Raw genomic sequence first — 17,591 nt, forward strand, 5'->3', positions numbered from 1 at the left:
CGGGGAAATCGGTCCGAAGGGGATGACCCTGGGAGCTCGGGGCTCCGGGTCAGCACAGGGGAGGACAGGCCCCGGCGCCGCAAGGCGCCGGGGCCCTCTGTCCGGATAAGCGCCCCCATGGGTACCCTCCCGCCGCCGCGCCGCCCGCCGCGTCATATGCCTCGGGGGACAGCCTGGCACGCAATGGGGATGGTTGCTGCGATTCTGCGCAGAGAATCCGTCCCGCCCAGGTGAGCGGGGGGAAATCCGGCAGGTGTGGTCAACTCCCGTCCCCTCGGGGCCAGTTGACCATGCGACGAATGCTCAGCGCTTGGCCACGAAGACGTGCGAGGCGATGTCCGCCTCCAGCTCCGCCGCCTCACCGCTGCTGCCCACGAGTACCCCGCCCGGCGACTGCGTCACGCTGACCACCGAACCGGGCTGCACGCCCGCCCGCCGCAGCGTGTACATCAGCTGCGCGTCCGTCTGGATCGGCTCACCGATGCGGCGCACGACCACCGTCTTGCCGTCCGTGCCCGCGTCCAGGTCCGCGAGCGAGACCATGCCCTCGTCCAGGAACGGGTCCGCCCCGTCCTTCTCGCCCAGCTCCTCAAGACCCGGGATCGGGTTCCCGTACGGCGACTCCGTCGGGTGGCGCAGCAGCTCCAGGACGCGCCGCTCCACGGCCTCGCTCATCACGTGCTCCCAGCGGCAGGCCTCCGCGTGCACCTGCTCCCACTCCAGGCCGATCACATCGACGAGGAGGCACTCGGCCAGCCGGTGCTTGCGCATGACGCGGGTCGCGAGCCGGCGCCCCTCGTCGGTCAGCTCCAGGTGCCGGTCCGCGGCCACGGCCACCAGGCCGTCACGCTCCATACGGGCCACGGTCTGGCTGACCGTCGGGCCGCTCTGGTCGAGCCGCTCGGCGATCCGGGCGCGCATGGGGACCACACCTTCCTCTTCGAGCTCGAGGATGGTGCGGAGGTACATCTCCGTGGTGTCGATCAGTCCGGACATACGTGCCCCTCGTGTAGCTCTGTGCTCCGCGACGGCCCCACTGGCTCGCCGCGTCGCTCGTGCTGGCCCTGCCCCCAATTCTGACGCATACCGCTGACAACCGTGCCGCGCCAGGGAAACAGCGGCCCGGCAGGGCCCCGGCAGGGCCGCGACAGGCCCCTCAGGGCGTATTGACAGGGGGCTGGTCCAGACCGCACCGTGATCCGCGGCACACGCAGAGACGTACGACGACGCAAGGGGCTACGCCGATGAGCGACAGCAAGCCGGCCACGCAGTACCTCGATGCCGCGATCGGCCTGCTGCAGCGGGTCCGCGACGAAGAGGCCGGGAACATCGCGGCGGCCGGCACCCTGCTCGCCGACACCGTCGCCGGGGGCGGCCGCCTGTTCGCCTTCGGCGCCGGACACTCCTCGCTCGCCGCGCAGGACGTCGTCTACCGCGCGGGCAGCCTCGCCCTGATGAACCTGCTGGCCGTCCCCGGCGCCGTCGGCGTCGACGTCATGCCCGCCACCCTCGGCTCCGCCCTGGAGCGGGTCGACGGCCTCGCCGCGGCCGTCCTCGACACCAGCCCCGCCAAGGCCGGCGACGCCCTGGTGATCATCTCCCTCTCCGGACGCAACGCCCTGCCCGTCGAGATGGCGATGAACGCCCGCGCGCTCGGCCTGAAGGTCATCGGCGTGACCTCCCTCGCCTACGCCACCGGGCCCGACGCCCCGAAATCCCGGCACGTCTCGGGCACGTACCTGCGTGACCACTGCGACGTCGTCCTGGACTCGAAGATCCAGATCGGCGACGCGGAACTCACCTACGAAGGCGTCGACGCCCCCTTCGCCTCCGCGTCCACCGTCACCACCAGCGCCCTGATGCAGGCCACGCTGGCCACCTGCGCCACCTCACTCGCCGACCGCGGCATCCAGCCGCCCCTGCTCCGCTCCGGCAACGTGGACGGCGGCCACGACTGGAACGGCCGGGTCTTCGCCGAGTACCGGGACCGCATCTTCTACCAGCACTGAGCACCCCGCCCGGAAGCCCCTACCCGGCCCCCATCAAGGCCAGATCCACCGCGGCAGCGATCCGGACCGCCACGCTCTCCGCGTACATCGCGTCCCCCTGCTCGAACCGCGCCCGGCTCGTCCCCCGCAGGAACGTCACCACCCCGAGCGTCCGCCCCCGGCTGCGCAGCACCGCACACAGCGCGTACACGGACCCCTCGGGCCACTGCCGGGCCGCCGCCCACTCCCCGGCGCGCGCGGTCACCGGCGCACCGGCCCGCACCGACCCGGTCCGCTCCGCGCACTGCAGCGCCGGATGCCCCTCCCCGTACCGCACGGGCACCGCGCCCCGCGTCACGAGCAGACTCGGCCCCGGCGCCCCCGCCGGCGTCGCCGCCGCCCGCACCAGACGCAGCGGCTCCTCGTTCGCCACCAGGTCGATCAGCGCGTGATCGGCGAACCCGGCCAGCGAGAAGTCCAGGTGCACCGTCGCCGCCTCGCCGGGATCCTCGCACTCGGCGGCGGCCCGCGCGGCCCGGTGCAACTGGTGGGCCCGGAAACGGAGTTGAGAGGCCTCCTGCTCCGTCTGCTTCGCCTCGGTGACATCGAGGAACAGCCAGGCGACGCCGAGCGGCACCGGCTCCTCCGCGAGCGGCGAGGCGAGCCGCACGAACCCGCTCCGCCAGCACCGCCGCTCCTGCTTGGCGCCCCCCTCGCCGGGCAGCCGCAGCGTCACCCACACCTCCATGGGCGCGGGCGGCGCACCCTCGGCCAGCACGTGCGACAGCGCGCTCTCCAGCTCCTCCACGCCCTGGGACACCAACTCGCCCAGCGGACGCCCGAGTACGGCGGTCCGGCCCGACCCGAGGGCCCGCGCGGCATGCGCGTTGACGACGGCGGGCCGCAGATCGGCGTCGACCAGCACCACACCCCACGCCGCGTCCTGGAACAGCGCCTCGCTCAACGCGATGGACCGCTCCAGGTCGATCTGTGCGTGCACCTCACTGAAGGCGCAGTACACCCCGGCGGGCTTCCCGTCCCCGCCGCGCACGGCAGCGGACTGCGTACGTACGAGAACGCGCCCGCCGTCCTTGGTCACCAGGGCGAACTCGTGCACCTGCCGCCCGGGCGCGTGCATGGCGGCCAGCAGCCGCCCCTGCACCTCGTCCGCGTCGGCGGACCGCACCGCCCAGCCGGCGAACCCCTGCCGCCCCACGGCCTCCGCCGCGGACCAGCCCAGGATCCGCTCCGCCTCCCGGTTCCAATGGGTCACGACCCCGTCGGCATCGAAGGCACACAGCGCGGCGTCCATCCCGTCCAGCAACGCGGCCAACAGATCGGCCCCGTCCGGCCCTTCGGCCCCTTCGGTTCCCTCAGGCTCCTCGGGCTCTTCGGGCCCGAGCGCATCGGTGGTCCCACTACGCCGGGAAGCACTCACCTGGCACCCCCTGCAGGCTGTGTCGGCGCTACGAATACCGCGCAGTCCTCGTACTGCTTCAGATCATTCAACTCGAACGTGACGCATCCCACACGGAGTTCGGTCAACTTCAACGAATCTGTTGAGTACACATGCCCAGCATGCAGCCCACGACAACTCTCCCCGACGGCCGCCCCGTTCCGCCCCCGCACGCCGACGAACGCACCACCCTGGAAGCCTGGTTGGACTTCCACCGCGAAACGCTCGCCCTGAAGGTGTCCGACCTGACGGACGCCCAGGCCCGCCAGGCCCCGATCCCCTCCACCGCCCTCACGCTCCTCGGCCTGGTCCAGCACCTGGCGGAGGTCGAACGCAACTGGTTCCAACGGGTGTTGGCCGGCGAACAGGCCCCCCTGGTGACCCCCTCGGCAGGCCCCGACGGCTTCACCCTCACCCCCGACCACGACCTCCCCGCGGCCCTGACCCAATGGCGCACCCAGATCACCCGCGCCCGCGAACTCACGGCGGACACCCCCCTCGACACCCTCGGCACGCTCTCCCCCCAGGAGGCGTCCTACACGGGCGACCCCCACGTCTCACTCCGCTGGATCCTCACGCACATGATCGAGGAGTACGCCCGCCACAACGGCCACGCGGATCTCCTGAGGGAGGCGATCGACGGGGTGGCGGGGGCGTAGGGCACGTTCTCGAAAAACCGGTTGAACCGTGGGGGGCGTCTTTTTAGGCTGTGGCGTACACAAGAAGGGAGGTGGTTCGGCAGATGTATGCATTCCGGACGCGTGAGGTGACTGCGGGCTGACGGCCCGACGTCGCATCTCGGATTCGGCGCCGGACCAGCACGTGTGATGTGCGTGCAGTCGGCCCCATTCCCAAGCAGTCACCCGACCCGCGAGCCGCCGGTACGTCCGGCCGGCTTCCGACCGTCTCGTACGGGAGGAACCATGGCTCGCGGGTCGTCTGCGTTTCAGTGGCCCATGCGGTCCCGCGCCCATGCGCGTGCCGCCGCCGCGTCCTGCGTGGCCGTCGTCGGGCAGCCCCAGAGGGTCTCGCCGCTGTGGATCGCCTCGGGCCGCCGGGCCACGAAGGCCAGGCCGCGGCAGTGGGCCGTGAGAGCGGGGCGGAGTTCCTTGAGGGTGCGGACCCGGTCCGTGGCGGGGGCGCCGGTGGGGCGCTCCGCCGGCGCGGGCATGAGGAGGACGGCGGCGAACGGGGCCGCGCTGTCGGTGAGTTCGCGCAGTTCCCGCAGGATCAGGTCCTGGGCCTCGGGCATGGGAAGTCGGGCCGCATCTATCTCTCGTACGTCCATGGGCTGAGCCTAGCGTCATTAGTGACCAGCGGTCGTTAATTGGTCGCATAACCTTGCCGCGATGAACAGCACCGGAAAGAACGGGCCCGGGCGGCCGCCGCGGCTGAGTCGTGAGCGGATCGTCGACGCCGTCCTCGAAGGGGGCGTGCAGACGCTCACCATGCGGGAGTTGGCGGCGCGGCTCGGGGTGTCGCACTCGTCCCTGTACCGGTGGGTGCCCGATCGCGACGGCGTGCTCGACCTGGTCAGTGAGGTGATGGTCGAGCGGGTGCTGCCCGAGGGCGAGCCCGGGCCCGACGACTGGCGGGACTGGCTGGCGCGCCTCGCCTGGTCGATGCGCGAGGAGTTCCTGGCCGTGCCCGGGTACGCCGCCCACGTCGCCCGTCCGCACCGCCGTCACGCGGAGTCCTTCGCGCGGCTTCGGGGCCGGGCGATCGCCGCGTTCCGCGCCGCGGGCGCCGACGAGGAGCGGGCCGAGGCGAGCTGGGACGTGTTCGGACCCGGTGTGGTGCGCTGGCTGGCGGCGGCCGGTGAAGGCCCGGACGAGCCGGCGTTCGAGGTCTACGTCGATACGTTGCTGCGCGGGCTGCCCGTTCCCAGGGGCTTTGCGGACACGACCTAGCCCTTGCTGACCGCCGCCAGGATCTCCGGCAGCCGGGCCGCCGTGCGCGGCGCCGCCAGGCGCAGGCCGAGCAGCGTCACCGCCGCCCCGTACGCCGTGCCGACGGGCAGCAGGATCCAGGTCCAGGCGTCCGCGCCCGTCGCGTGCAGGGTGATCGTCAGGGCCAGGAACGGGGCGCAGAGCAGGGCCGCCGCCACCATGCCGCCGAAGATCGAGATCCAGGCGAGGCCCGCCTGCCCGGGGGCGACGTTCTTGTAGCCCTCCTGCGGGATCGAGTACGGGAAGCGCGCCGATGACCAGGCGCCCGTCGCGAGCATCGCCCCGAGGAGGGCGAAGGACAGGCCGAGGACCTCGGGGAGGTCGCTCCACGCGCCGAGCATCGCCGTCGTGACGAGGGTGACCAGAGCCGCGTACGGGAGGGTGATCACCAGCAGTGCCAGGGCTCGGGCGCGCAGTTCCTCGTACGCGTCCCGCCGTGACGCGATCGTCATCGCCACCATCCAGAACGCCGACGTGTCCTGGCCGAACTGGTTGTACATCTGGATGCCGAGCATCCCGGCGGCGAAGCACGCGAAGTAGACGGAGCCCGTGCCCTGGAGGGCGTTGAAGACCGGGACGATCAGGCCGATCGCGAGGGACGTGATCCAGGCCGCCTTCGTCTTCGGGTCGCGCCACACGTAGCGCAGGCTGCGTTCCATGACCGTGCCGGTGCGGCCGGAGGGGAGCAGGCGAAGGGCGCCGGTGGTGCGGCGCGTGCGGCGGGAGGGTTCCGCGGCCTGGAGCGTCGAGCCGTCCGGGCTCGTCATCAGGCGCGTCAGGGCACGTCGCCAGATGACGAGGAGGCCCGCCAAACCCGCCGCACAGAGCGCCAGTTGGGCCACGGCCGTGGCGTAGGCGCCCGTGGCCGTCGCGTCCACCGCGGCGATCGCCGACGCCGGTGGCACCCAGCGCAGCACGTCCGCGACCGGGTCGAGCGCGGCGACCCCGCCCGCCGAACCGAGCCGCTGCGCCCCGAAGTTGACCAGCTGTGCGCCGATCGCGACGACGAGGCCGCTGAGGACGGCGAGGTCGCGGCCCTTGCGGCTGGTGAGCAGGCGGATGTTGGCGGCGGCGACGGCGCGGGCGAGGGCGACGCAGGTGAGGACGGTGAGCGGGACGGCGAGCACGGCGACGGCCGCGGCCGCTCCGGTGCGGGCGACCGCGTACGCCGCGCCGAGCGCCAGGCAGAGCGTGAAGAGGGGCCCGATGCCGATGAGTGACGACACCAGCAGGCCCCGGACGAGCGGGTCGGGGCGCAGCGGCAGCATCACGAGGCGCGTCGGGTCGAGGGTCTCGTCGCCGCTCGGGAAGAACAGGGGGAGCACGGCCCAGCCGAGGGCGAGGACGGCGGTGAGGACGGTGCCGACGGTGGCCGCGTGGTCGTTGCCGTGGAGCAGGATCAGGCCGAGCAGTTGGAGGGCGGCGATCAGGAGGACGACGGCGACCGAGGCGACGTAGGCGGCGCGGCGACCGGAGGACTGCCGGAGGCCGTTGCGGAGCAGGGCCAGTTTGAGGCGGATGAGGGTCCCGGTGAGGGACGGGGCGCCGCCCGTCATGCCGAGGCCTCGGGGTTGCCGCCCAGCCAGTCCAGGGTGCCCTCGCCGCTCCGTTCGTTGGCCCCCACCAGTTCCAGGAACGCCTCCTGCAACGACCCTGCGCCCCCCTTCACGTCCGCCAGCGGTCCCTGCGCGCGGATGCGGCCCGCCGCCATCACCGCGACCCAGTCGCACAGCGACTCGACGAGTTCCATGACGTGCGAGGAGAAGACGACCGTCGCCCCGGAGCGGGTGAAGCGTTCCAGGACGCCGCGGATCGTCTGGGCGGAGACCGGGTCGACGCCTTCGAACGGCTCGTCCAGGAACAGGACTTCGGGGTTGTGGAGGAGGGCCGCGGCGAGGCCGATCTTCTTGCGCATGCCGGTCGAGTAGTCGACGACGAGTTTGTGCTGGGCCCCCGCCAGGTCCAGCACGTCGAGGAGCTGGGCGGCGCGCTGGTCGACCTCCGCGCCGGGCAGGCCGCGCAACCTGCCCGTGTACGCGAGGAGTTCGCGCCCCGAAAGACGCTCGAAGAGGCGCAGGCCCTCGGGGAGCACGCCGATGCGGGCCTTGACCTTGGCGGGGTCGGCCCAGACGTCGTGGCCCGCCACGTGCACCGTGCCGCGGTCGGGCCGCAGCAGTCCGGTGACCATGGAGAGGGTGGTGGTCTTGCCCGCCCCGTTCGGCCCGACGAGTCCGATGAACTTGCCCGCGGGCAGGGTGAGTTCGATCCCGGCGACCGCGTAGTTGGGGGGCTGCTGTCCGAAGGACTTCCAGAGGTCGTGCACGCGTACGGCTGCTGTTGCCGCTGCCTCGGTCACCTGGGGTCCGCCCTTCGTCCGTCCGTGAGCGGAACCCTACGTCGGCCGGGGCATCGTCCTCAGGAGGCGCCCCAGAGGCGCTACTTGCGGCGTCCCTCGCGCCCGCACGCGTACGCCAGCGGGGAGATCAGTTCCTCCGCGTCGGGCAGCCAGCGGTTCGCGGCGGTCGGGCGGCAGGCCCACTGGACGGCGCCCTGGCTGCCGAAGCGGGTCGGGGGCGCCGCGACGTAGCCGCCCTCGCCGAGCGCGACCAGGTCCAGGGAGGCCGGGGGCCAGCCCAATTTGCGCACGAGGTCGGGAACTTTGAGGGTGGCGCCGGGCAGCACGAAGAACTGCATGCGGCGGTCCGGGGTGCAGGTGACCGGGCCGAGCGTGAGCTCCATGCGCTCCATGCGGGCGAGCGCGAGGAACCCGGCGGTCTCCGGCACGTCGATCGCGTCGAACGTACGGCCCGTGGGCAGCAGGATCGAGGACTTGGGCTGCTTGGACCACAGGCGGCGGGCGACCGTGGCGCTGCCGGTGGCCTGCGTGGCCCAGTCGGGGCGCGCGGGGTGGGCGCCGGGTGCCGCGCACTGGAGGTCGCCGCACGAGCAGCGCTGGACGCCCTCGTCGAACTCCAGCCAGGTGCCGGGGAACACGTCCCAGTGCCGCTCTTCCGCGTAGCGCACGGCCGTGTCGAGGAGGGATTCGCCGCGCTGCTGCGGGATCTGGCCGGCAGCGGTGGCGGGTGAGGTGACGTCCGAGGTGCCTGCGATGGTCTCTTCCACGGAGTTCTCAACTCCCGCCGTCATGTGGGGTTACGGGCGCACGTACGGGCGGGGCGGGAGCATCGTTCCCGCATGTGGGGCGCATGGGTGCATGGGTGGGGGCGCGCACGGGAGGCGGCAGCGGGGCGCGGGTAGCCACCTCTGTGGACGAGGGGGAGTCACCTGGGCGAGATGCGGAGATCACGTTTTCCGTACCTGTTTGGGATGCATCTTCCTTTTGTCTGCTGGGCATTGATCCATTGGTCACTGATCCGCAGGTCACCGGTCCACCGGTCACCGATCCGTAGGACACCCGGACGGGCACAGCAGGGGGTACGCCATGGCCGCACGGCCACTCGTCGCGCGACAGCCCAACGAACGGTTGCAGGCGCTCATCCAGGAAGCGGGCTGCTCGAACGCGGGCCTGGCCCGCCGGGTCAACATGTGCGGGGCGGAGCACGGGCTCGATCTGCGCTACGACAAGACGTCCGTGGCCCGTTGGCTGCGCGGGCAGCAGCCGCGCGGGCGGGCGCCCGGCATCATCGCCGAGGCGCTGGGCCGCAAGCTGGGCCGCACGGTCACCATCGACGAGATCGGGATGGCCAACGGGAAGAACCTGGCGTCCGGCGTCGGACTGCAGTTCTCGCCGACCGTGCTCGGCGCCATCGAGCAGGTGTGTGAGCTGTGGCGCAGTGACGTGGGGCGCAGGGACTTCCTGTCCGGGTCGTCCGTCGCGTCCTCCGCGCTCGTCGAGCCGAGCCGCGACTGGCTGATCTCGGTCCCCGATTCGCAGGTGGCGCGCAGTGCCGGGCCGCGGGTGGGGCCCTCGGACGTGGCCGCGGTGCGGGCGATGACGCAGGCGCTGACCGACCTCGACCACCAGTACGGCAGCGGGCACGTGCGGCCGGTCGTCGTGCACTACCTGAACAGTGTGGTGAGCGGGCTGCTCGCCGGCTCGTACCGGGAGGCCGTGGGGCGTGAACTGTTCGCCGCGGTCGCCCGGTTGACCGAGCTCGCCGGGTACATGGCGGTCGACACCGGGCAGCCGGGTCTCGCCCAGCGCTACTACATCCAGGCACTCAGGCTGGCCCAGGCGGCGGGGGACCGCGGTTACGGCGGGTACGTGCTGGCCGCGTCCATGAGCCATCTCGCGGCGCAGCTCGGCAACCCGCGCGAGATCGCCCAGCTCGCCCGCGCGGCTCAGGAGGGGGCGCGCGGGCGCGTGACGCCGCGCGCGGAGGCGATGTTCCACGCCGCCGAAGCGCGCGGCCATGCGCTGCTCGGGGACGCCAGGTCCGCGCAGGCCGCGGGAGGCAAGGCCGTCGCCGCCATGGAGCAGGCCGACGGGCGCACCGGCTCCGGTGACGACCCGGTCTGGATCGCGCACTTCGACCACGCCTATCTCGCCGATGAACTCGCCCACTGCCACCGGGACTTGGGGCAGGCGCGGGACGCGGCGCGGTGCGCGCAGGAGTCGTTGGACGGGCACCCCGAGTCGCGGGTGCGCCGCCGGGCCATCGGACTCGTGCTCCTCGCCACGGCCCAGGTGCAGCAGCGCGAGGTGGAACAGGCCTGTCACACGGGACTTCGGGCCGTCGAACTGCTCGGCACGCTGCGGTCCAACCGTGGCGCGGAGTACCTGGAGGACTTCAAGGACCGGCTCGATCCGTTCCGCGAGGAGGCCGTGGTGCGGGAGTTCGGGGCGCGGATGGAGCTGCAGGCGGCCGCGTAGCCGGAGAGGAAACGGAGAGGCAGAAGTACAACAGCGTGCAGGGGCCCGGTTTTGTTACTCCCGTCACGGGGGAAGCTTCCGGGCCCCTTCCGTGAATTGAGGTGCGTAGCAAGCGCGTGCGAGGACCCGGTAGCGTGAGCCGACGATTCCGCAGTCGATAACGGCCCCCCATACGTAGGAGTCCCGGTGGCGCAGCAGAGCGGACAGGGCGAAGATCCGCACCTCCCGGCGGAACGGCAGGCGCACGAAGGCGTCGTGCTGCCCGCCGACGGCGGAGAGCCCCTGTTGCCGGGCACGTTCGGCGACCAGGCGGGGCCCACCGGCGCCGCCCCGTGGGGCCAGCCGTGGGGGCCCGAGTCGCAGCAGGCGCAGGCCGCGGGGCCGATGCCGACGTACGAGTGGGGCCAGTCGGCCGCGCCGCAGCAGGCGGCCGCGCCCCTGCCTCCGCAGCAGCAGGCCCAGGCGCTGCCCCCGCAGCAGCAGGCCGCGGCCCCGCTGCCGCCCGCCGCGCCGGGCGGCTACCAGGCCGGGTTCGACGGTGACGCCACGCAGTACATCGCGCCCCTCGGGCAGCAGCCCGCGGCCCCGCTGCCGCCCGAGGCGCCCGCCGCCGACGCCACGCAGTACCTGGGCCGGGTGCAGCAGCAGCCGATGCCGGGCGCGCTGCCCGACGCGGTGCAGGGCATGCCGGACAACCAGGCGACCCAGTACATACCGCCGGTGCCCGCCCAGCCGCAGGCCGCGCCCTACGGCGTGCGCCCCGGCGCACCGGAGGACCGGCAGCCGCCCGCGGAGTTCGACGCCCTGTTCCGTACGGAGCCGGAGGGTGCGGCTGGTTCGTCGGCGGCCACGCAGCAGATGCCGCGCTTCGACCCGCACGCGCAGCAGATCCCGCACCAGCAGCCCGCCTCGTACGGCCAGCACGCCCAGCACTCCCAGCAGGCGCCGCAGCAGCAGCCCCTGCTGCCGCAGCGGCCGGCGTACGACGAGCCGGAGCCGTCGCGGCGCGGCGGTCGCAGCGGGTCGAAGGTGCCGCTGATCGCGGCGATCGGCGTCGGCATCCTGATCGTCGGCATCGGCGCGGGCGCGCTCCTCAGCAGTGGCGGTGACGACGACAAGAAGGCGGACCAGACCAAGACGGTCTCCGACTCCTCGCCCGCGGCCTCGTCAGGACCGTCGACCCCGGCCGCCGACCCGGCCAAGGACCAGGCCGTCGCGCTCGACAAGCTGCTCGCCGAGTCGGGCAACAGCCGGCACGCCGTGGTGACGGCCGTCGCCAACATCGGCGGCTGCAAGGTCCTCGCCCAGTCCTCCAAGGACCTGCGGGACGCGGCGACCCAGCGCAACGACCTCGTGACGAAGCTCAACGCCCTGACGGTGGACAAGCTCCCCGACCACGCGGCGCTGACCTCGGCCCTGACCCAGGCGTGGAAGGCGTCCGCGTCGGCGGACAGCCACTACGCGTCGTGGGGCGACCAGGTCGCCGGGAAGAAGGGCTGCAACAAGGGGCGCGCCAAGGTGACGCCGCAGCGGCACGCCGGCGACAGGTCCAGCGTCACGGCCTCCAAGCAGAAGGCGCAGGCGTCGAAGCTGTGGAACGCGATCGCGTCGAAGTACGGACTGACGCAGCGCTCCAGCGTGCAGCTGTAGGTAGGCAGGTAGGCAGGGGCTGGGGCTAGGGAGCCTTCGCCAGGGTGTCCGTCACGTCCACCAGGCCCCTGCGGGTGGACACCAGGCGGCCGCCCTCCACCCTCTGGAAGGCGACGCGGGCGTTGACCAGGCGGGGGAAGTCACCGGCCGCGGACAGGTGGTCGTAGTCCCAGCGCAGGTCGGGCGTGAGGCCGCCCGTCGTCACCTTCATGCCCTTGTCGAGGGCGATGCGCACGGAGTGCGCGCTCACCTCGCCGTCGCCGAGCGACTCGATGACCTGCTTCAGCACGGTGTACGCGATCCAGGTCGTCTGCACGCCCGTGTCCGCCGGGTCGATCCGGTTGTCGTCGAAGGCCTCCTCGTTGATGGCCTTGCGCATCGGCTTCCAGCGTCCGTCGCCGGCCGCCGGGTACCAGCCGGTGACGGACGCCCCTTCGTACGGGCTGTTCGCGCCGCCGGTGCGGTTGATGACGGACTGGTCGACGCTGCCGAGGACGGTCGCCGTGCGCACCGAGGGATAGTCCGAGCGCAGCCGCCGGAACGAGTCCATGAACGTATCCGTACGGTCTCCGAGCACGGCCGCGACGCAGCCCCGGATCTGTGGGTCCGCGGCGGCCGCGGTCAGGGCCTGCTGGGCCTGGCGCTCGTAGTCGGTGGCGTCCTCGGCGGCCCGCAGGTCGGTGGCGGCGTGCCGGTGGCGCAGCGAGAGGCCGGTGTTGAGCAGGGGCGGGAGCTCGTCGCCCGCGATGGTGTCGGGGCGGACCAGGACGGTGCGGTCGCAGGAGTCGGCGAGCTGTTCGCCGTTGCCCGCGAGGAGGGCGGCCTGGCCGCCGTTGACCGGGTAGGACAGCGGGCTGGTGAACTCCGCGTCGCTGACGCCGTAGCCGCCGATGTACGGAATGCCCGCGGACTCCAGCGGTGACAGGAACGCCCGGCCGTGCTGGCTGTAGGAGCCGACGACGGCCACGACGTGCTGGTCCACGGCGGCCCGCGCGCACCGCGCGGCGCCGACGGTGTCGTTGTGGTCGTTGCAGGTGACGACCTTCACCCGGTGACCGGCGATGCCGCCGTGGGCGTTGACCCAGCGCCCGTACGCCTGCGCCATGGCGGGCATGCCCGGCATGTTCGTCGCGTACGTCCCCTCGGGTGCCCAGGTCATCACCGTGACGGGCTGGGCCCCGGAGCCCCCCGTGGCCCCGGGGATCAGCCCGCAGCCGGTCACCAGGCTCGCGCCGGTGACGGTGGCAGCGGCAATACGGACGGTGTGCTTGAGCGTGGTGTGGCGCCGGCCGGTCATGGACCTGCACGATTCCGCCGCATCCCTAACCCCTGTGTGACCCGTGGTCAACATGTGGTGACGCGGAGGTGAATTACGGGGGCCCGGTGAGGCCCCGGAGGGCGGGACGTACGATCGATGACCGTGCAAAGCTCGGAGAACTCTTCCCGCCGCGGCCGTCGCTCCACGAAAATGGGCGGCATGCCACTCAACGACATGCCGTGGTGGCGCTGGCGCAGCAATGTGCGCTCCGCGCTGCACATGCTCTCCGACCCCGGGTTCCAGCGGGACGTCTGGCTCGCCGGTACGCCCGGGTACGGGGATGTGACCGACGCCGTCTACCGCCTCGTCGAGGACACCTGGCTGGACAACTGGTCGGCCGAGAAGTACGTCGGCACGATCTTCCGTGACTCGCAGGAGGCCGCGCTCGTCGACTCGGCGGTGCTGCGGGTGCTGCGGATCATGCACCAGGTCGGGCCCGACGCCCCCGTGTCCGCGTACATGGACCACCCCGCGTGGGACGAGGCGGTGCGGGCGGCCCGGGACGCGCACGTGAGGCTCGCCACCAGCGACGGCGACGATCCCTCGGCGGCACCGCAGACGCTGGAAGTGCTGCGGATCATGACGCGGGCGGCATAGTCCCTGCCGGGCGGGCCCCGGCAGTCCGCACCTCGGGACGCCGGATCGCGCCGGCCCGTAGTGTGCGAACCTTTTCTGCATGAACGCGCCCGCACCTGTCGCCACCGGCTCCGAGCAGTACGTCCTCACCCTCTCCTGCCCCGACAAGCAGGGCATCGTGCACGCCGTGTCGAGCTATCTCTTCATGACCGGCTGCAACATCGAGGACAGCCAGCAGTTCGGTGACCACGACACGGGGCTGTTCTTCATGCGCGTCCACTTCAGCGCGGACGCCCCCGTCACCGCGGAGAAGCTGCGGGCCAGCTTCGCCGCGATCGGGGACTCGTTCCAGATGGACTGGCAGATCCACCGGGCCTCGGACCGGATGAGGATCGTGCTGATGGTGAGCAAGTTCGGCCACTGCCTGAACGACCTGCTCTTCCGGGCACGGATCGGGGCGCTGCCCGTCGACATCGCCGCCGTCGTCTCCAACCACACGGACTTCGCCGAGCTCGTGGGCTCGTACGACATCCCCTTCCACCACATTCCGGTGACGAAGGAGACCAAGGCCGACGCCGAGGCGCAGGTGCTCGAGCTGGTGCGGGCCGAGGGCGTCGAGCTCGTCGTGCTCGCCCGGTACATGCAGGTGCTCTCGGACGACCTGTGCAAGCAGCTGAGCGGGCGGATCATCAACATCCACCACTCGTTCCTGCCGAGCTTCAAGGGCGCGAAGCCGTACCACCAGGCGCACGCCAGAGGCGTCAAGCTCATCGGGGCCACCGCGCACTATGTGACCGCGGACCTCGACGAGGGGCCGATCATCGAGCAGGAGGTCGAGCGGGTCGGGCACGACGTCACGCCTGATCAGCTGGTGGCGATCGGCCGCGACGTCGAGTGCCAGGCGCTGGCGCGGGCCGTCAAGTGGCATGCGGAGCGGCGCATCCTGCTGAACGGGCGGCGCACGGTCGTCTTCGCCTGAGGCCGATTCGGCTCCTCGTCTGCCGGGTGACTGTCCGCTGCCGACTGCGGGCCGTGGTCCTGCTTCGCGCAGTTCCCCGCGCCCCTGAAGGGGCGCGGGGAACTGCGCGACCAGCCACGACGAGAGCCGCGCTCGGCAACGGACAGCAACTCGGCAGACGCGTGGCCGTCCGACCTACATACGGCTCAGCGCCGCCGTCGCCGACAGCACGTCCCTGATCGCCTCCCTGTCGCCCACCTGGCCCGCCGCCGCCTCGTCCGGTGACACATGGCCCGCGGCGAGGCGGCAGAACTCGACGCCGTCCAGGGCGACATGAGCCACCTGTTCCGAGGCGGAGCCGGTGTCGTCGAGGGCGATCAGCCACTCGCCGCCCCCGGCACCCTCGACCTCGAGCCGCAGCGTCCGGCCGGAGGCACTCGCCCGGGCCGGGGCCGCGAGGCCGGCGCGGCGGCGCTCGGCGAGGGAGGCGGGGAGCATTCGGGCGGCGAGGTCGATCATGCGGTTGAGGTGGCGCGGGGGCGGCGGCTCGTACGGGTAGTCGACCGCGTCGGCGATGTCGCCCGCGTGGATCCAGCACTCGAAGGCCCGGTCGATCATCGCGTCCCGCAGGGCGAGTTCGAAGTCGCCGTACGAGACGGGGAGCTGACCCGAGCCGTCCGTGTCGGAGGGGTCGGAGCCCGTGAAGGAGACCGTGCGGATCAGGGCGTGCGACTGCTCGCGCCAGGGCGTGCGGACGGCGCGGGTCGGCGGGAAGTGGGACGCCTGCCAGTACGCCTCCGTGCGCGCGGTCGGGCCGCGGCCGTCCCGGGCGGGCACCCCGAGCGGGTCGTCGAGTCCGAGGGCGCGGGCGACCAGGCCGTCGACGCTGGTGAGGTGGGCGATCACCCCGGCGACGGTCGTGCGGCGGCTGACCTGTTCCTCTCCCTCGTACCAGCGAAGGCGCACCGGCGCGTGCCATTCGCCGTCGCCGAAGTCCTTCAGGAGCGCGTCGAGCCGGGCGGCCTCGGCGTCGTACGGCGCGGCCCAGGCGGGCACCGGGATGCGGGCCGGGCGGCGGCCCAGGCAGCTCTCGAGGACGCGGGAGCGCAGCAGCGGGTCGAGGTCGAGGGAGTCCTCGGCGTGCAGCAGGCCGACGGCGTCGCGCAGCCGCAGTGCCTCCTCGGCGCAGGAGCCGCAGTGGCCCAGGTGGTCCTCGACGGCGGTGGTCTCCTCGGGCGAGCAGGCCGCGAGGGCCCAGGCGCCGAGCAGGGACTTGAGGACGCGGTGTTCCAGGATGAGGGGCATGGGCGGTGCCACCCGGGTGTCGGGCAGGGCGCCGGCGGTGTCCTCGACGGAGCTGCGCGGTGTCGGTATCCGCGGCGCCGATTCGCTGTGCTGCCCGCCCTCGGGTCCCGTGCCGCCCCGGCCGCCCCGGCTGTCGGGGTCGTACGGGTCGAAGCGGCCGGGCCCCTGTGCCCCGCTCACGCCGTGCTCCCGTAGCGGCCCGGTGTCGTGCCGCTGTCGTTCGCCGTGGACAGCAGTTGCAGGCCCAGGCGCAGGCGGCGGCGTGCCTCGTCCTCGGTGACGCCGAGGTCGGCGGCGGTCTGGCGGTAGTCCCGGCGCTGGAAGTAGGCGAGTTCGAGGGCGGCGCGCAGCGGGGCGGGCATGGACGTCACGATGTAGTCGGCGCGGGCGGCGGCGGAGGCGCGGCGGACCTTGCGCTCCAGCTCCTCCGTGCTGCCGAGGCCGGTGCGCACGAGGGCGGCGGACTCGGTCTGGCGCAGCCGCTGGACGGCCTGGTGGTGGGCGAGCGTGGCGACGAAGGAGCGCAGGGGGCCCTGCTTGGGGTCGTACGCCTCGGGGTTCTCCCAGATCTGGGTGAAGACCTCGCGGGTGATCTGGTCGGCGGCGCTCTCGTCGTCCAGGACGCGGTGGGCCAGACCGTGCACGAGGGACGCGAAGCGGTCGTACAGCTCACCGAGAGCGGCGGCCTCGCCGTGGGCGAGCCGCTGCTGCATCCTCCGGTCCCAGCGGGACGGAGTGTCCTTGGGCATGGGGCCCCCTCACCGACTGCCCGAACTGCCGTGTCGTTGCGCTTTCTTACCGAATGTAGTCCGCGACGCCGACCGAGCACGACCCTTTGCCGCATTGTTCGTCCTGTGCGGTGGTGAGTGATAAGGGGGCCTCATCAGGGGTGGCCCCGAGGATGCCGCCGGACCCGACTCCCGAGATCTGAACGATTTCGACTGAAGAGCGGTTCAAGTCGATCAGCCCGGACCACCCCAGTCTTAATCAGGCCATATGTGATAAGTGTGCGGAGGTGTTTCAGCGTGATGCGGCAGGGCAGCCGCGTGGCAGACGAAACGTAGGAAGTGGTTCCGGATCAACGCGGGAGGCGTGGCGCGTGGCACTCGAAGTGACGCAAGGAGTGCGGGGCGACTGGGCCGTCGTGCGGGTGACCGGCGAGATGGACCTGGTGACGTCGCCCGCGCTGCGCCAGCGGGTGCACGACGCGGTCGCGGACGGCCGGCACAGCGTCGTGCTCGACCTGTCCGACGTGCTGTTCTGCGACTCCAGCGGGGTCGGCGTGCTGATCGCGGCCCGGCGGCTGATGCGTTCCTGCCAGGGCAGGCTCCGGCTGATCCTGCCCGCCCAGGGCGCGGTCGACGGCTCGCACGTGAACCGGGTGCTCGGCGCGCTCGGCGTGCGGCGCCTCTTCGACGTGTACCCGGATGTCGCGGCGGCCGTCATCGAGGACGCGGAGCCGATGTCGGCCTGACCCGTCCGACCCCGCGGTGGCACAGCCTTGTACCGGAATTCCGCTGGTCCTGACACAAACGCCGCGGTTCCGGGCGCCCGTGG

At 72.4% G+C, this 17,591-nt stretch carries 17 protein-coding genes; 8 read left to right on the forward strand and 9 right to left on the reverse strand.

Annotated features, from left to right (window positions below):
* Positions 1–303: 303 nt before the first annotated feature.
* Positions 304–996 carry a metal-dependent transcriptional regulator gene (locus tag ACIBUY_RS40120; RefSeq protein ID WP_365570980.1) on the reverse strand — a complete coding sequence of 231 codons (693 nt, stop codon included), beginning with the start codon at positions 994–996 and terminating at the stop codon, positions 304–306.
* Positions 997–1,244: 248 nt separating this feature from the next.
* Here ACIBUY_RS40120 and ACIBUY_RS40125 point away from each other — a divergent pair, with 248 nt between their 5' ends.
* Entirely contained in the window at positions 1,245–2,009 is a 765-nt protein-coding gene (locus ACIBUY_RS40125) for an SIS domain-containing protein (protein WP_399155313.1), read from the forward strand.
* A gap of 19 nt (positions 2,010–2,028) precedes the next feature.
* Here the strand turns inward: ACIBUY_RS40125 and ACIBUY_RS40130 are convergent, their stop codons facing one another.
* Positions 2,029–3,426: a PAS domain-containing protein gene (locus ACIBUY_RS40130; protein ID WP_365570986.1), complete on the reverse strand. Its 1,398-nt coding sequence runs from the start codon at positions 3,424–3,426 to the stop codon at positions 2,029–2,031.
* Positions 3,427–3,566: 140 nt separating this feature from the next.
* On the opposite strand from ACIBUY_RS40130, the gene ACIBUY_RS40135 reads away from it, so the two are divergent.
* Positions 3,567–4,103: a DinB family protein gene (locus ACIBUY_RS40135; RefSeq protein WP_365570989.1), complete on the forward strand. Its 537-nt coding sequence runs from the start codon at positions 3,567–3,569 to the stop codon at positions 4,101–4,103.
* Between the two features lie 287 nt (positions 4,104–4,390).
* Here ACIBUY_RS40135 and ACIBUY_RS40140 read toward each other — a convergent pair whose 3' ends face one another.
* Complete coding sequence (locus ACIBUY_RS40140; RefSeq protein ID WP_399155314.1) at positions 4,391–4,732, reverse strand: hypothetical protein; 342 nt, start codon at positions 4,730–4,732, stop codon at positions 4,391–4,393.
* A 61-nt stretch (positions 4,733–4,793) separates the two neighbouring features.
* Here ACIBUY_RS40140 and ACIBUY_RS40145 point away from each other — a divergent pair, with 61 nt between their 5' ends.
* Positions 4,794–5,354, forward strand: a complete 561-nt coding sequence (locus tag ACIBUY_RS40145; RefSeq protein ID WP_399155315.1) for a TetR/AcrR family transcriptional regulator — start codon at positions 4,794–4,796, stop codon at positions 5,352–5,354.
* Here the strand turns inward: ACIBUY_RS40145 and ACIBUY_RS40150 are convergent.
* From ACIBUY_RS40150 to ACIBUY_RS40160, 3 genes are all read right to left on the reverse strand, one after another.
* A complete protein-coding gene (locus ACIBUY_RS40150) occupies positions 5,351–6,949 on the reverse strand; it encodes a transporter (protein ID WP_399155316.1) in 1,599 nt (532 codons plus the stop codon). The two genes, ACIBUY_RS40145 and ACIBUY_RS40150, sit on opposite strands and share 4 nt — an antisense overlap.
* On the reverse strand, positions 6,946–7,749 hold the full coding sequence (locus ACIBUY_RS40155) for an ABC transporter ATP-binding protein (RefSeq protein WP_365571001.1): 804 nt from the start codon (positions 7,747–7,749) through the stop codon (positions 6,946–6,948). The genes ACIBUY_RS40150 and ACIBUY_RS40155 overlap by 4 nt, the downstream gene beginning before the upstream one ends.
* An 80-nt stretch (positions 7,750–7,829) precedes the next feature.
* Positions 7,830–8,516, reverse strand: coding sequence for a bifunctional DNA primase/polymerase (locus ACIBUY_RS40160; protein WP_365571003.1), 687 nt, complete (start codon positions 8,514–8,516; stop codon positions 7,830–7,832).
* A 319-nt stretch (positions 8,517–8,835) separates the two neighbouring features.
* Between ACIBUY_RS40160 and ACIBUY_RS40165 the strand changes: the two genes are divergently transcribed.
* Together ACIBUY_RS40165 and ACIBUY_RS40170 are read left to right on the forward strand one after the other, a co-directional pair.
* Complete coding sequence (locus ACIBUY_RS40165; protein WP_365571006.1) at positions 8,836–10,227, forward strand: transcriptional regulator; 1,392 nt, start codon at positions 8,836–8,838, stop codon at positions 10,225–10,227.
* A gap of 186 nt (positions 10,228–10,413) precedes the next feature.
* On the forward strand, positions 10,414–11,877 hold the full coding sequence (locus ACIBUY_RS40170; protein WP_399155317.1) for a hypothetical protein: 1,464 nt from the start codon (positions 10,414–10,416) through the stop codon (positions 11,875–11,877).
* A gap of 25 nt (positions 11,878–11,902) precedes the next feature.
* On the opposite strand, the gene ACIBUY_RS40175 is transcribed toward ACIBUY_RS40170, so the two are convergent.
* Positions 11,903–13,174: an ABC transporter substrate-binding protein gene (locus tag ACIBUY_RS40175; protein WP_399155318.1), complete on the reverse strand. Its 1,272-nt coding sequence runs from the start codon at positions 13,172–13,174 to the stop codon at positions 11,903–11,905.
* Positions 13,175–13,291: 117 nt separating this feature from the next.
* Between ACIBUY_RS40175 and ACIBUY_RS40180 the strand changes: the two genes are divergently transcribed.
* Complete coding sequence (locus ACIBUY_RS40180) at positions 13,292–13,792, forward strand: hypothetical protein (protein ID WP_365571012.1); 501 nt, start codon at positions 13,292–13,294, stop codon at positions 13,790–13,792.
* Between the two features lie 79 nt (positions 13,793–13,871).
* Positions 13,872–14,750 carry a formyltetrahydrofolate deformylase gene (purU, locus tag ACIBUY_RS40185; protein WP_365571015.1) on the forward strand — a complete coding sequence of 293 codons (879 nt, stop codon included), beginning with the start codon at positions 13,872–13,874 and terminating at the stop codon, positions 14,748–14,750.
* A 174-nt stretch (positions 14,751–14,924) separates the two neighbouring features.
* On the opposite strand, the gene ACIBUY_RS40190 is transcribed toward purU, so the two are convergent.
* On the reverse strand, positions 14,925–16,214 hold the full coding sequence (locus ACIBUY_RS40190) for a zf-HC2 domain-containing protein (RefSeq protein ID WP_399155319.1): 1,290 nt from the start codon (positions 16,212–16,214) through the stop codon (positions 14,925–14,927).
* Entirely contained in the window at positions 16,211–16,783 is a 573-nt protein-coding gene (locus tag ACIBUY_RS40195; RefSeq protein ID WP_365571021.1) for a sigma-70 family RNA polymerase sigma factor, read from the reverse strand. The genes ACIBUY_RS40190 and ACIBUY_RS40195 overlap by 4 nt, the downstream gene beginning before the upstream one ends.
* Before the next feature lie 350 nt (positions 16,784–17,133).
* Here ACIBUY_RS40195 and ACIBUY_RS40200 point away from each other — a divergent pair, with 350 nt between their 5' ends.
* On the forward strand, positions 17,134–17,508 hold the full coding sequence (locus ACIBUY_RS40200) for an STAS domain-containing protein (RefSeq protein ID WP_365571024.1): 375 nt from the start codon (positions 17,134–17,136) through the stop codon (positions 17,506–17,508).
* Positions 17,509–17,591 lie beyond the last annotated feature (83 nt).

Origin of the sequence: Streptomyces sp. NPDC050085 (genome assembly GCF_044460595.1) — a bacterium.
GTDB lineage: Bacteria > Actinomycetota > Actinomycetes > Streptomycetales > Streptomycetaceae > Streptomyces.

Bases quoted from the DNA above. Each gene is read 5' to 3' on its own strand.
- ACIBUY_RS40165 (WP_365571006.1), top strand. From the start codon at position 8,836: ATGGCCGCACGGCCACTCGTCGCGCGACAGCCCAACGAACGGTTGCAG.
- ACIBUY_RS40175 (WP_399155318.1), bottom strand. From the start codon at position 13,174: ATGACCGGCCGGCGCCACACCACGCTCAAGCACACCGTCCGTATTGCC.
- purU (WP_365571015.1), top strand. From the start codon at position 13,872: ATGAACGCGCCCGCACCTGTCGCCACCGGCTCCGAGCAGTACGTCCTC.
- ACIBUY_RS40145 (WP_399155315.1), top strand. From the start codon at position 4,794: ATGAACAGCACCGGAAAGAACGGGCCCGGGCGGCCGCCGCGGCTGAGT.
- ACIBUY_RS40125 (WP_399155313.1), top strand. From the start codon at position 1,245: ATGAGCGACAGCAAGCCGGCCACGCAGTACCTCGATGCCGCGATCGGC.
- ACIBUY_RS40195 (WP_365571021.1), bottom strand. From the start codon at position 16,783: ATGCCCAAGGACACTCCGTCCCGCTGGGACCGGAGGATGCAGCAGCGG.
- ACIBUY_RS40135 (WP_365570989.1), top strand. From the start codon at position 3,567: ATGCAGCCCACGACAACTCTCCCCGACGGCCGCCCCGTTCCGCCCCCG.
- ACIBUY_RS40180 (WP_365571012.1), top strand. From the start codon at position 13,292: ATGACCGTGCAAAGCTCGGAGAACTCTTCCCGCCGCGGCCGTCGCTCC.
- ACIBUY_RS40120 (WP_365570980.1), bottom strand. From the start codon at position 996: ATGTCCGGACTGATCGACACCACGGAGATGTACCTCCGCACCATCCTC.
- ACIBUY_RS40150 (WP_399155316.1), bottom strand. From the start codon at position 6,949: ATGACGGGCGGCGCCCCGTCCCTCACCGGGACCCTCATCCGCCTCAAA.
- ACIBUY_RS40140 (WP_399155314.1), bottom strand. From the start codon at position 4,732: ATGGACGTACGAGAGATAGATGCGGCCCGACTTCCCATGCCCGAGGCC.